This is a genomic window from Streptomyces sp. NBC_01298, assembly GCF_035978755.1.
GTDB lineage: Bacteria > Actinomycetota > Actinomycetes > Streptomycetales > Streptomycetaceae > Streptomyces.
In genome coordinates this window covers 2,824,346-2,836,942 of record NZ_CP108414.1, presented here as the reverse complement: position 1 = coordinate 2,836,942, position 12,597 = coordinate 2,824,346, and the positions used below count along the sequence as shown (strand labels likewise).

Genomic DNA, 12,597 nt, shown 5'->3' with positions numbered 1-12,597 from the left:
TGACCCGTGCGCCACTGGGAGGGATCACACCCTCAGCCCGTCCACCCCGCAGCCGGCACGCAGGAGCGCACCTTGAGCAGCAGCACGACGCGGCCCCAGGACCCTGGTGGCGGCCACGTATCCCAGCCCGACCACCTCGGGCACGTCATCTTCATCACCGCGGCCGCCGCCATGGGCGGATTCCTCTTCGGCTACGACAGCTCCGTCATCAACGGCGCCGTCGAGGCCATCCGCGACCGCTTCGACGTCGGCTCCGGCACGCTCGCCCAGGTGATCGCAGCCGCGCTGATCGGCTGCGCCCTCGGCGCGGCCACCGCCGGCCGGATCGCCGACCGGATCGGCCGCATCCGCTGCATGCAGATCGCCGCCGTCCTCTTCACGGCCAGCGCCATCGGATCCGCCCTGCCGTTCGCGCTCTGGGACCTGGCGATGTGGCGGGTCATCGGCGGCTTCGGCATCGGCATGGCCTCGGTGATCGGACCGGCCTACATCGCGGAGGTCTCCCCGCCCGCCTACCGCGGCCGGCTCGCTTCGTTCCAGCAGGCCGCGATCGTCATCGGCATCGCCATCTCCCAGCTCGTCAACTGGGGGATCCTGAACCTCGCCGACGGCGACCAGCGCGGCAAGATCGGCGGCCTGGAAGCCTGGCAGTGGATGCTCGGCGTCATGGTCGTCCCGGCCGTGCTCTACGGGCTGCTCTCCTTCGCCATCCCCGAATCCCCGCGCTTCCTCGTCTCGGCCGGCCGCATGGAGAAGGCCAAGACGGTCCTGCGCGAGGTCGAGGGCGAGGGCATCGACGCCGACGCCCGCGTCCGCGAGATCGACCGCGCCATCCACTCGGAGCAGAAGTCCACGTTCAAGGACCTCCTCGGCGGCCGCTTCGGCTTCCTGCCGATCGTCTGGATCGGCATCGGCCTCTCCGTCTTCCAGCAGCTCGTCGGCATCAACGTGATCTTCTACTACAGCTCCTCGCTGTGGCAGTCGGTCGGCATCGACCCGAGCTCCTCGTTCCTGTACTCCTTCGAGACCTCCGTCGTGAACATCATCGGTACGGTGATCGCGATGGTGTTCGTGGACCGCATCGGCCGCAAGCCCCTCGCGCTCATCGGGTCCGTGGGCATGGCGATCTCCCTCGCGCTCGCCGCGTGGGCCTTCTCCTACAAGGACACCAGCGGCGGCGACATCGCCCTCCCGCACACCCAGGGGCTCGTGGCCCTCATCGCGGCCAACTTCTTCGTGCTCTTCTTCGCGCTGTCCTGGGGTGTGGTGGTCTGGGTCCTGCTCGGCGAGATGTTCCCGGGCCGCATCCGCGCCGCGGCCCTCGGTGTGGCGGCCGCCGCCCAGTGGATCGCCAACTGGGTCATCACCGTCTCGTTCCCGACGCTCTCGGACTGGAACCTGTCCGGGGCGTACGTCATCTACGCGGTCTTCGCCGTGCTCTCGATCCCGTTCATCCTCAAGTGGGTGCCGGAGACCAAGGGCAAGGCGCTGGAGGAGATGGGCTGACCACCCCCCGCCAACGATCCCCGGTTGCCGCCCCGTCTCAGTCCTTGAGGCGGGGCAGCACCTGTTCGCACAGGAGCTGCAGGCTCCGCCAGCCCTCGTCCACGGGCATCCCGCCGCACAGCGGGTGCAGCACCAGGTTCCCCGCCTCGCCGGCGCCGCGGGCGTACGCGACCGCCTCGTCGGGGGTCAGGATCCGGTACACGCCCTCGGCGCGCAGCTCCGCCACCGTGCGCGCGCCCGACCGTACGGCGCTGCGGATGTCCTTGGACTGCCAGGAGGCGTACATCCCGGCCTCGTGCAGGAACCGCTCGCCGTACTGGTCCCACGCCCGGTCCGGGTCCTCGGCGATGTGCAGCAGCGGGGTCTCGGCCGCCGGCATCATGCAGAAGCCCTCCGTGCCGTACTCCGCGAGCTTCGCGTGGTAGTACGCCTCCAGCTCGGGCAGGTGCGCGCTCGGGAAGAACGGCAGCCCGAGGCGGGCCGCCCGGCGGGCCGCGGCCTGCGAGCTGCCGCCGACCAGGAGCAGCGGGTGCGGCTGGGTGAAGGGCCGCGGGGTGACCCGTACGGTGCGGCCGCGGAACTCGAACGGCTCGCCGGTCCACGCCTTCAGCAGGGTCTCCAGCAGCTCGTCCTGGAGCTTGCCGCGCCGGCCCCACTCCACGCCGTGCTGCTCGTACTCCTCGGGCCGGTAGCCGATGCCCGCCACCGTGACGAGGCGGCCTCCGCTGAGCAGGTCCAGTACGGCGATGTCCTCGGCCACCTTCAGCGGGTCGTACAGCGGGCCGATGATCGCCGAGACGGTGACGGCGATCCGGCGGGTGGCGCCGAAGACCGCGCCCGCGAAGGCGAAGGGGGAGGGCAGCCAGTTGTTGTCGGTGCCGTGGTGCTCCTCGGTCTGGATGGTGTCGATCCCGCGGTCGTCCGCGTACTTCGCCATCTCCAGCGCGGCCTTGTAGCGGGCGGAGAGGGTTTCCGGGGTGCCGTTCGGATCGATGAGGTTGAACCGGGCCACGGTGATGGGCATGGAGAAGTCCCCCTTCGCCGGAGGTGGGTGGGCGGGCGAAGGGGGACGTTAGCTGACGTGGCGTCAGTTGGACAGGGATCCGGCGGGGGCCCGATCCTGCGCGGCGGCCTCCGGGGCCGCCGGAACGGCCTCAGGTGCCTCCGGGGCCGCCGGGGTGCGCGGCAGGACCGCGTACAGCACGGCCGAGGTGACGATGCCCGCCGCCCAGCCCAGGCCGTTCTGCCCGATCCAGGTGGTGGCCAGCGGGCCGCTGAACCAGTCGACCTTCGTGAACAGCAGGCCCACCACCAGGGCGAGGCCCCAGGCGGTCATGGCCTGCCAGGCGAAACCGCCCTTGTACCAGTACGCGCTGGTCCGCGTGGTGTCCAGGAGCGCGGCCCCGTCGTAGGACGGGCGGCGCAGCATGTCCACGCCGAAGACGCCGATCCAGGCGGAGAAGGCCACGGCCAGCAGGGTCAGGAAGGAGATGAACGAGCCGAAGAAGCTGGTCGCGACCACCATCAGCAGGAAGCCGAAGACCAGGCTGATGACGGCGTTGACGCTGACCGCCGCCGCGCGCGGGACCTTGATGCCGAGGGTCTGGGCGGTGAAGCCCGCCGAGTACATGGACATCGAGTTGATGAGCAGCATGCCGATGAGGGCGATCAGCAGGTACGGGACCGCGATCCAGATCGGCAGCAGTTCGCCGATGAAGGACACCGGGTCCTGCGCGGTGGCCAGGTCGGGGGTGGCGACCGCCATCACCGCGCCCATGAGCACCATCGGGATCACCACGACGGCCGCGCCGCCGATGGTCGCGCCGACCATGCCCCGGGCGGAGGCGGTGCGGGGCAGGTAGCGGGTGAAGTCCGGGCCGGAGGGGACCCAGCTGATGCCGCCGGCCGCGATGGTGCCGATGCCCGCGATCATCATCGCGGTGGAACCGGCGGGCTTGTCGAAGACGGCGGACCAGTCGGTCTCCGCGATCAGGTAGCCGAGCACGAGCACGCTGAAGGCGCCGAAGAGGTACGTGGACCACTTGGAGCAGACGCGCAGGGCGTTGATGCCGAGCCCGGAGACCAGGAAGGTGCAGCCGACGAAGAAGAGCAGGGTGACGACGATGAGCGCGGTGTTCTTCCTGACGCCGAAGACCAGGTCCAGGACGGTCAGGACGGCGTAGGCGCCGCTGACCGCGTTGATGGTCTCCCAGCCCCAGCGGGCGACCCAGATCAGGGCGCCGGGGAAGAGGTTTCCGCGCTGGCCGAAGACGGCCCGGGAGAGCGCCATGCCGGGGGCGCCGCCGCGCTTGCCCGCGATGGATATGAGTCCGACGATCCCGTAGGAGACGACGGGGGCGGCGATCGCGACGACGAGCACCTGCCAGATGTTCAGCCCGTTGAAGATGACGAGACCGGCGCCCATGGTCAGCAGCAGCACGCTGATGTTGGCGGCGACCCAGGTCGGGACGAGTTCGCGGACCCGCCCGCGGCGCTCGGCGTCCGGGACGGGCTCCAGTCCGCGCGACTCGACGGCGGTCTCGGCAGGCATAGGTGTACTCCGTGGGGGGAGGGGCGGGGCGTGGGGGACTGCTCATCATCGTAGATTTGCGGCAAAAACTACAAACAGAGGCTTACGTCCTGGTGTGAACCTCCAGGGTCCCCGGCTCGGCGCGCTCGTGGCCGATACTGGGGAGCGTTATGGAAATCCTCATCCTTGCCGTAGTCATCGCCCTGGTCGCGGTCGGTGCGATCAGCGGGCTCGTGGTCAGCAGCCGCAAGAAGAAGCAGCTGCCCCCCACGGCCCCGCCCAGCACGCCGACCATCACTGCCCCGCCCGCCGAACCGCAGGTGGGGGAGGACGCCGCACCGACGGCGGAAGAACCGCGCCGCACGATCGAGGAGGTCGCCCTCCCCGACGCGGAGGCCGCCCTCGAATCGCCGGTCGCGGTCGAGGACCCGGTCGTCGAGGCTCCGCCCGCACCCGAGATCGAGGTGCCCGAGCCCACCGCCGGCCGCCTGGTCCGGCTGCGCGCCCGCCTCGCCCGGTCGCAGAACACGCTCGGCAAGGGGCTGCTCACGCTGCTCTCCCGCGAGCACCTCGACGAGGACACCTGGGAGGAGATCGAGGAGACCCTCCTCATCGCCGACGTCGGTGTCGCGCCGACCCAGGAGCTGGTGGACCGGCTCCGCGAGCGGGTCAAGGTGCTCGGCACCCGCACCCCCGCCGATCTGCGCGCCCTGCTGAAGGAGGAGCTGGTCGCGCTCCTCGGTACCGACTTCGACCGCGCGGTGAAGACCGAGAGCGGCGTGGACACCCCCGCCGTGATCATGGTCGTCGGCGTGAACGGCACCGGCAAGACCACCACCACCGGCAAGCTCGCCCGCGTGCTCGTCGCCGACGGCCGCAGCGTCGTGCTCGGCGCCGCGGACACCTTCCGCGCCGCCGCCGCCGACCAGCTCCAGACCTGGGGCGACCGGGTCGGGGCGCGCACCGTGCGCGGACCCGAGGGCGGCGACCCGGCCTCGATCGCCTACGACGCGGTCAAGGAGGGCATCGCCGAGGGCGCCGACGTGGTGCTCATCGACACGGCGGGCCGGCTGCACACCAAGACCGGCCTCATGGACGAGCTCGGCAAGGTCAAGCGCGTCGTGGAGAAGCACGGCCCGCTCGACGAGATCCTGCTGGTCCTGGACGCCACCACCGGGCAGAACGGCCTGACCCAGGCCCGCGTCTTCGCCGAGGTCGTGGACATCACCGGCATCGTGCTGACCAAGCTCGACGGCACCGCCAAGGGCGGCATCGTCATCGCCGTCCAGCGCGAGCTCGGCGTACCGGTCAAGCTCATCGGTCTCGGTGAGGGTGCGGACGACCTGGCGCCCTTCGAGCCGGAAGCCTTCGTCGACGCCCTGATCGGCGACTGAACGCCCCCGACGCTCCTACGCCGACCAGTGCCCCCGAGGTCCCAGGACCCGGGGGCGCTGCCATGTGCGGAGCCTGGAGGGCAGCTACGCGCGGCGCAGCCGGTGGCACAGGTAGGCGAGGGTGCCCAGCAGGAGGCGGGCCTGCGGGGGGTCCCCGGCCGAGTCCAGCGCCGGCGGGCGCAGCCAGCTCACCGGGCCGAGGCCCGCGAAGTCCGAGGGCGGGGCGGTGACGTAGGAGCCCTGGCCCAGTGCGCGCAGATCCAGATCGGCGTCGTCCCAGCCCATCCGGTACAGCAGCTGCGGCAGCCCGGCCGCCGCCCCCGTGGCGACGAAGAACTGGGCCCGGCCGTCCGGGGTCGCGGTCACGGGGCCGAGCGGCAGCCCCATCCGCTCCAGCCGCACCAGCGCCCGCCGCCCGGCCTCCTCGGAGACCTCGATGACGTCGAAGGAGCGCCCGACGGGGAGCAGCACGGCGGCTCCCGGGTACCCGGTCCAGGTCTCGGTGACCTCGTCGAGGGTGGCGCCGGCCGGGACCGTGGGAGCGAGGGCCAGTGGATGCGCCCCCGGCGCACCACAATTCGTATGACCGCAGGAACAGTCGCGGGCCGGACCCGCGGCCCGGGCGCCGGGGACCACGTCCCAGCCCCACAGTCCGGTGTACTCCGCCACCGTCGTGCACTCCGACGTCCGGCCGCGGCGCCGAGCGCCGGAACGGAACTCCTTGGTGCCGCGGCTGCCGCCGATCGTGAAGCCCATGCCCATGCCCCCTCCAACGGGTCGGACGTGCCGGTGGTTACGACCTCGGCCGGTTGTGTTGGCTGCCCGGACTACCGGCGCACTTCGTGACGCGCACGCCCCGGCGCACTCCTGTCCATCCGATCGATCTCGCCTTCGTGTCAAGTGAATCGCGCCTGGCGGGTGGCGAGTTCATTCGAAGGGGTGGCGAATGGTGGCGTTTCCGGGATCGACCTCGCCGAAGGGGTGATCGTAGGATTACTTTCGGTGCACGAAGCGCGAAGAGGAGACGGGTTCGCGGGTAGGACGCGGGTATGCCGGAGGCATGCGTGAAGGACCTGTGAAGACCGTTTCCCGGCAGGGTTTCGTGTAGAAGAGACTGACGGATGGGGGGCGTTCCAGTGAGCGGCAACGGCGCAAGCGGAACGAGTGCGGAGTCCGACGTGGAGTCCGACGTGTCGCAGGGCGCCACCGTCCGCAACGAGCAGCTGACGTCCTGGTTCGTCCGCAGCGGCTGGTCCAAGGGCGAGCTCGCCCGCCAGGTCAACCGCCGCGCCCGCCAGATGGGCGCCCACCACATCAGCACCGACACCTCGCGGGTCCGGCGCTGGCTCGACGGCGAACAGCCCCGCGAGCCCGTCCCGCGCATCCTGTCCGAGCTCTTCTCCGAACGCTTCGGCTCCGTCGTCGCCATCGAGCACCTCGGCCTGCGCACCGCCCACCAGACCCCCTCCGTCTCCGGCGTAGACCTGCCCTGGGCCGGACCGCAGACCATCGAGCTGCTCGGCGAGTTCTCCCGCAGCGACCTGATGCTGGCCCGCCGCGGCTTCCTCGGGACCTCGCTCGCCCTGTCCGCCGGCCCCGCCCTCATCGAGCCCATGCAGCGCTGGCTCGTACCGGTCCCGGCCGCCGACCCGGGACCCCGGGAGGCGGGGCCGACGGGCGCCCTGAGCGGCCACCGGCCGCCCCGGCTCTCCGAGCCCGAGGTGGACCTCCTCGAAGCCACCACCGTGATGTTCCGCCAGTGGGACGCCCAGTGCGGCGGCGGACTGCGCCGCAAGGCCGTGGTGGGCCAGCTCCACGAGGTCACCGACCTGCTCCAGGAGAACCACCCGGCCCCGGTCATGAAGCGGCTCTTCAAGGTCGCCGCCGAACTCGCCGAACTCGCCGGCTGGATGAGCTACGACATCGGCCTGCACCCCACCGCGCAGAAGTACTTCGTCCTCGCGCTGCACGCCGCGAAGGAGGGCGGGGACAAGCCCCTGGGCTCGTACATCCTCTCCAGCATGAGCCGCCAGATGATCCACCTGGGCCGCCCCGAGGACGCCCTGGAGCTCATCCACCTGGCCCAGTACGGCAGCCGCGACTGCGCGGGGCCCCGTACGCAGGCGATGCTGTATGCGATGGAGGCCCGCGCCTACGCCAACATGGGCCAGCCCAGCCGCTGCAAGCGGGCCGTGCGGATGGCCGAGGACACCTTCTCCGACGTCGGCTTCGACGCCGAGCCCGAGCCCGACTGGATCCGCTTCTTCTCCGAGGCCGAGCTCAACGGCGAGAACTCCCACTCCTACCGGGACCTGGCCTACGTCGCGGGCCGCAGCCCCATGTACGCCTCCCTCGCCGAGCCGGTCATGCGGCGCGCCGTCGAGCTCTTCGGGAAGGACGAGGAGCACCAGCGCTCCTACGCCCTCAACCTGATCGGCATGGCCACCGTGCACCTGCTCCAGCGCGAGCCCGAGCAGGCCACCGTCCTCGTGGGCCGCGCCCTCGACGTGGCGGGAAAGGTGCGGTCCGAACGGGTGAACACCCGGCTGCGCAAGACCGTCGACACCGCCGCGCGTGAGTACGGCGACGTCGCCGACGTGGTGCGGCTGACCGACCACCTCGCCTCCCGCCTCCCCGAGGCCGCGGAGGCCGTCTGACGGCCACCCGGCCGCCCCCAAGGCCCCCGGCCGCGGCAGTCACCCCGTGAAGCCCGATCAGGCTCCCCCAGCCAGGTTCCCCGGGTCATCGCCGCGGCCGGGTCTCCACCCGCCGCCTCCATGAACCACTCGTTCATGGAGGCGTAACACGCCAGACCTCTTCGTCATCGACGCGAAACACCCAGCGGCGCCGCCGGAAACCGGCCTGCGCGAATCTCAGGGCCAATAACCGGCCAGCCCCCGGGCCGGAACACCCTCAGGCCTGATTCACGAACCAGCGCCGCTCAGGTTTTCACGATCGCCCGCACGCGAACGTACCGACGACGAGGAGACGCCGATGGCATCAGCCATCACGACCCTCGCGGCAGACGCCCCCACGCTGTCTTCCGCGAACACCGGGTTCATGCTCATCTGCTCCGCCCTGGTCATGCTGATGACCCCGGGACTCGCCTTCTTCTACGGAGGCATGGTCCGCGTCAAGAGCAGCCTCAACATGCTGATGATGAGCTTCATCAGCCTCGGGATCGTCACGATCCTCTGGGTCCTCTACGGATTCAGCCTCGCCTTCGGCGCCGACTCCGGCTCGCTCATCGGCTGGACCTCCGACTACGTGGGACTCAGCGGCATCGGCATCACCGAGCTGTGGGACGGCTACACCATCCCCGTCTACGTCTTCGCCGTCTTCCAGCTGATGTTCGCGATCATCACCCCGGCGCTGATAAGCGGCGCCCTGGCCGACCGCGTCAAGTTCAGCGCGTGGGCGCTGTTCATCACCCTCTGGGTCACGATCGTCTACTTCCCCGTCGCCCACTGGGTGTGGGGCGCCGGCGGCTGGCTCTTCGAGCTCGGGGTCATCGACTTCGCGGGCGGCACCGCCGTCCACATCAACGCGGGCGCCGCGGCCCTCGGCGTGATCCTGGTCATCGGCAAGCGCGTCGGGTTCAAGAAGGACCCCATGCGCCCGCACAGCCTCCCGCTCGTGATGCTCGGCGCCGGCCTGCTGTGGTTCGGCTGGTTCGGCTTCAACGCGGGCTCCTGGCTCGGCAACGACGACGGCGTCGGCGCGGTCATGTTCGTCAACACGCAGGTCGCCACCGCCGCCGCCATGCTCGCCTGGCTCGGCTACGAGAAGCTGCGCCACGGCTCCTTCACCACCCTCGGCGCCGCCTCCGGCGCGGTCGCGGGCCTCGTCGCCATCACCCCCTCCGGCGGCTCCTGCTCCCCGCTCGGCGCGATCGCCATCGGCGCCATCGCCGGTGTCGTGTGCGCCATGGCCGTCGGCCTCAAGTACAAGTTCGGCTACGACGACTCCCTCGACGTGGTCGGCGTCCACCTCGTCGGCGGTGTCATCGGCTCCCTGCTCGTCGGCCTCTTCGCCACCGGCGGGGTCCAGTCCGACGCGGCCGGCCTCTTCTACGGCGGCGGCCTGGAGCAGCTCGGCAAGCAGGCCATCGGAGTCTTCTCCGTCCTGGCCTACTCTCTCGTGGCGTCCGCGGTGCTCGCCTTCCTGCTCGACAAGACGATCGGGATGCGGGTCCCCGAGGACGACGAGGTCTCCGGCATCGACCAGGTCGAACACGCCGAGACCGCCTACGACTTCAGCGGAGCCGGCGGCGGCTCCTCCTCCCGGAGCACCGCCGTCCCCACCCCCGTTGCCGCGAGCAAGAAGGTTGACGCATGAAGCTCATCACCGCGATCGTGAAGCCGCACCGGCTCGACGAGATCAAGGAAGCCCTGCACCGCTTCGGAGTCCAGGGGCTCACCGTCTCCGAGGCCAGCGGCTACGGCCGCCAGCGCGGACACACCGAGGTCTACCGGGGCGCCGAGTACACCGTGGACCTCGTGCCGAAGATCCGCATAGAGGTGCTCGTCGAGGACGGCGACGCGGAAGACGTGATGCGGATCGTCGTCGACGCCGCCCAGACCGGCAAGATCGGCGACGGCAAGGTGTGGAGCATCCCCGTGGACTCGGTCATCCGGGTCCGCACCGGCGAACGTGGCGCTGACGCGCTTTAGGTGATGGGAACCTCTGGGTGACGAGTGTCGAAGAGACCACTGACGGCGGCAACACCGCCGACCAGGGACCCAGCGGGTACGCCGCGGCCCGGCTGCGACTCCTCCAGGAGGAGTCGCGGTCCGGGCCTTCCCGGCGTTCCGCCCTGGCCGCCCTGACCGACGACTGGCTGAAGGCGCTGTTCGCCACCGCCGTGAAGGAGACGGGCGTGCGGGGCGCGGCCCTCGTCGCCGTCGGCGGCTACGGCCGCGCCGAACTGTCCCCGCGCAGCGACCTCGATCTGGTCCTGCTGCACGACGGAAAAGCCGAACCGCGCGCCCTGGCCACCCTGGCCGACCGGCTCTGGTACCCCGTCTGGGACCTCGGCGTCGCCCTCGACCACTCGGTGCGCACCCCCGGCGAAGCCCGCAAGACCGCCGCCGAAGACCTCAAGGTGCACCTCGGACTGCTCGACGCCCGGCCCGTCGCCGGCGACGCAGGGCTCCTCGCGGGACTGCGCACCTCCGTGCTGGCGGACTGGCGCAACCACGCCGCCAAGCGCCTTCCCGAGCTGCACTCCCTGTGCCGCGAGCGGGCCGAGCGTGCCGGGGAGCTCCGCTTCCTGCTGGAACCCGACCTCAAGGAGGCCCGCGGGGGACTGCGCGACGTCACCGCGCTGCGGGCCGTCGCCGCGTCCTGGCTGGCCGACGCCCCCCGCGAAGGGCTCGCCGAAGCCCGGCGCCGGCTGCTCGACGCCCGGGACGCGCTGCACCTGGTGACGGGCCGCGCCACCGATCGGCTCTCCCTCCAGGAGCAGACGCCGGTCGCGGCGCAGCTCGGTCTGCTCGACGCCGACGCCCTGCTCAGGGAGGTGTACGAGGCCGCGCGGGTGGTCTCGTACGCCGGTGACGTGACCTGGCGCGAGGTCGGGCGCGTGCTCCGGGCCCGGTCGGCCCGCCCCCGGCTGCGCGGGCTGCTCGGCACCCGCGGCTCCGTACCGGAGCGGGCCCCGCTCGCCGAGGGCGTCGTCGAGTCCGACGGCGAGGCCGTACTGGCCCTGGCCGCGCGGCCCGACCGGGACCCGGTGCTGCCCCTGCGCTTCGGCGCGGCCGCCGCCCAGGCGGGACTGCCCGTCTCGCTGCACGCCGTACGCCGGCTCGCGGCGCAGGCGAAGCCGCTGCCGGTGCCGTGGCCGGCCGAGGCCCGGGAGCAGCTGCTGACCCTGCTGGGCGCGGGGGAGCCGACGGTGGCCGTGTGGGAGGCGCTGGAGGCCGAGGGGATCATCACGAAGCTGCTGCCCGACTGGGAGCGGGTGCGGTGCCGGCCGCAGCGCAACCCGGTGCACACCTGGACCGTGGACCGGCACCTCGTCGAGACGGCCGTCCGGGCCTCGGAGCTGACCCGCCGGGTGGGCCGCCCCGACCTCCTCCTGATGGCCGCGCTGCTGCACGACATCGGCAAGGGCTGGCCCGGCGACCACTCGGTCGCCGGCGAGACCATCGCGCGCGACATGGCACTGCGGGTGGGCTTCGACGCGGAGGACGTCGCCGTGCTGGGCGTGCTCGTACGCCACCACCTGCTGCTCATCGACACCGCCACGCGGCGCGACCTGGACGACCCGGCGACCGTCAAGGCGGTCGCGGAGGCGGTCGGGTCGCCCGGCACGCTGGAGATCCTGCACGCGCTGACGGAGGCCGACGCGCTGGCCACCGGCCCCGCGGCGTGGAGCGCGTGGCGCGGCTCGCTCGTGGCCGACCTGGTCGCCCGGGTCGCCGCCGTGCTGCGCGGGGCCGCCCCGGCGGTGACGGAGCTGGAGATCCCGACGACCGAGCAGGAGCGCCTCGCGGTGGAGGCGCTGCGCACCGGGGAGCCGGTCCTGGCCCTGCACGCCCGCCAGGAGGAGGACGCGGTCGGGGTGGAACTGGTGGTGGCCGTCCCCGACCAGCCGGGGGTGCTGCCCGCGGTGGCCGGCGTACTGGCCCTGCACCGGCTCACCGTGCGCGCGGCCGACCTGCGCTCGATGGAGCTCCCGGAGCAACTGGGCGAGGTACTGGTCCTGCGCTGGCGGGTGGCGGCGGAGTACGGCTCCCTGCCGCAGGCCGCACGGCTGCGCACCGACCTGGTGCGGGCCCTGGACGGCTCGCTGGACGTCCCGGCGAAGCTGGCGGACCGCGAGGCGGCGTACCCGCGCCGGCGCGGGGTGGTCCCGCCGCCGCCCCGGGTCGCGGTGATGCCCGAGGTCTCCTCCCTGGCCACGGTCCTGGAGGTGCGCGCTCCCGACGCGGTCGGACTGCTGCACCGGATCGGGCGGGCGCTGGAGTCCTCCGGGGTCAGGGTCCGCAGCGCGCACGTCTCCACGCTCGGCGCGAACGCCGTGGACACGGTGTACGTGGTCGACGCGGACGGCAAACCCCTGACGGGCCCGGCGGCGGCAGCCCTTGCACTGGCCGTGCAGGCGGCCCTGGCGTAGGGGCCCTGCGGGGGCTGTCCCCTACCCGCCCTTCGCCCGTTCCCCGG

General features: G+C 71.9%; 9 protein-coding genes. 6 read left to right on the top strand and 3 right to left on the bottom strand.

Annotation, left to right across the window (positions count from 1 at the left end; all coding sequences use genetic code 11):
- The first annotated feature begins 72 nt into the window (after positions 1-72).
- Positions 73-1,506, top strand: coding sequence for a sugar porter family MFS transporter (locus tag OG730_RS12625; protein ID WP_327304336.1), 1,434 nt, complete (start codon positions 73-75; stop codon positions 1,504-1,506).
- Between the two features lie 37 nt (positions 1,507-1,543).
- Here the strand turns inward: OG730_RS12625 and OG730_RS12620 are convergent, their stop codons facing one another.
- Entirely contained in the window at positions 1,544-2,530 is a 987-nt protein-coding gene (locus tag OG730_RS12620) for an LLM class flavin-dependent oxidoreductase (protein WP_327304335.1), read from the bottom strand.
- A 63-nt stretch (positions 2,531-2,593) separates the two neighbouring features.
- Positions 2,594-4,057 carry a cytosine permease gene (locus tag OG730_RS12615; RefSeq protein WP_327304334.1) on the bottom strand — a complete coding sequence of 488 codons (1,464 nt, stop codon included), beginning with the start codon at positions 4,055-4,057 and terminating at the stop codon, positions 2,594-2,596.
- Between the two features lie 149 nt (positions 4,058-4,206).
- On the opposite strand from OG730_RS12615, the gene ftsY reads away from it, so the two are divergent.
- On the top strand, positions 4,207-5,430 hold the full coding sequence (gene ftsY / locus OG730_RS12610; protein WP_327304333.1) for a signal recognition particle-docking protein FtsY: 1,224 nt from the start codon (positions 4,207-4,209) through the stop codon (positions 5,428-5,430).
- Positions 5,431-5,514: 84 nt separating this feature from the next.
- Here ftsY and OG730_RS12605 read toward each other — a convergent pair whose 3' ends face one another.
- The gene (locus tag OG730_RS12605) at positions 5,515-6,186 is read right to left on the bottom strand and encodes a bifunctional DNA primase/polymerase (RefSeq protein WP_327304332.1); all 672 of its coding nucleotides are present in this window, start codon (positions 6,184-6,186) and stop codon (positions 5,515-5,517) included.
- A gap of 380 nt (positions 6,187-6,566) precedes the next feature.
- Between OG730_RS12605 and nsdA the strand changes: the two genes are divergently transcribed.
- The 4 genes from nsdA to OG730_RS12585 all read left to right on the top strand — a co-directional run bounded on the left by nsdA (position 6,567) and on the right by OG730_RS12585 (position 12,550).
- Positions 6,567-8,087 (top strand): transcriptional repressor NsdA, encoded by a 1,521-nt coding sequence (gene nsdA / locus OG730_RS12600; RefSeq protein ID WP_442814893.1) that lies wholly within the window; start codon positions 6,567-6,569, stop codon positions 8,085-8,087.
- 337 nt (positions 8,088-8,424) lie between these two features.
- Positions 8,425-9,768 carry an ammonium transporter gene (locus tag OG730_RS12595; protein ID WP_327304330.1) on the top strand — a complete coding sequence of 448 codons (1,344 nt, stop codon included), beginning with the start codon at positions 8,425-8,427 and terminating at the stop codon, positions 9,766-9,768.
- Positions 9,765-10,103, top strand: coding sequence for a P-II family nitrogen regulator (locus tag OG730_RS12590; protein ID WP_112451060.1), 339 nt, complete (start codon positions 9,765-9,767; stop codon positions 10,101-10,103). The genes OG730_RS12595 and OG730_RS12590 overlap by 4 nt, the downstream gene beginning before the upstream one ends.
- A gap of 17 nt (positions 10,104-10,120) precedes the next feature.
- Positions 10,121-12,550, top strand: a complete 2,430-nt coding sequence (locus OG730_RS12585) for a [protein-PII] uridylyltransferase (RefSeq protein ID WP_327304329.1) — start codon at positions 10,121-10,123, stop codon at positions 12,548-12,550.
- Positions 12,551-12,597: the final 47 nt, after the last annotated feature.

What these genes read in the sequence shown, in the direction of transcription:
- OG730_RS12620 (WP_327304335.1), bottom strand. Translation starts at nt 2,530, where the DNA reads ATGCCCATCACCGTGGCCCGGTTCAACCTCATCGATCCGAACGGCACC.
- OG730_RS12615 (WP_327304334.1), bottom strand. Translation starts at nt 4,057, where the DNA reads ATGCCTGCCGAGACCGCCGTCGAGTCGCGCGGACTGGAGCCCGTCCCG.
- ftsY (WP_327304333.1), top strand. Translation starts at nt 4,207, where the DNA reads ATGGAAATCCTCATCCTTGCCGTAGTCATCGCCCTGGTCGCGGTCGGT.
- OG730_RS12605 (WP_327304332.1), bottom strand. Translation starts at nt 6,186, where the DNA reads ATGGGCTTCACGATCGGCGGCAGCCGCGGCACCAAGGAGTTCCGTTCC.
- OG730_RS12595 (WP_327304330.1), top strand. Translation starts at nt 8,425, where the DNA reads ATGGCATCAGCCATCACGACCCTCGCGGCAGACGCCCCCACGCTGTCT.
- OG730_RS12590 (WP_112451060.1), top strand. Translation starts at nt 9,765, where the DNA reads ATGAAGCTCATCACCGCGATCGTGAAGCCGCACCGGCTCGACGAGATC.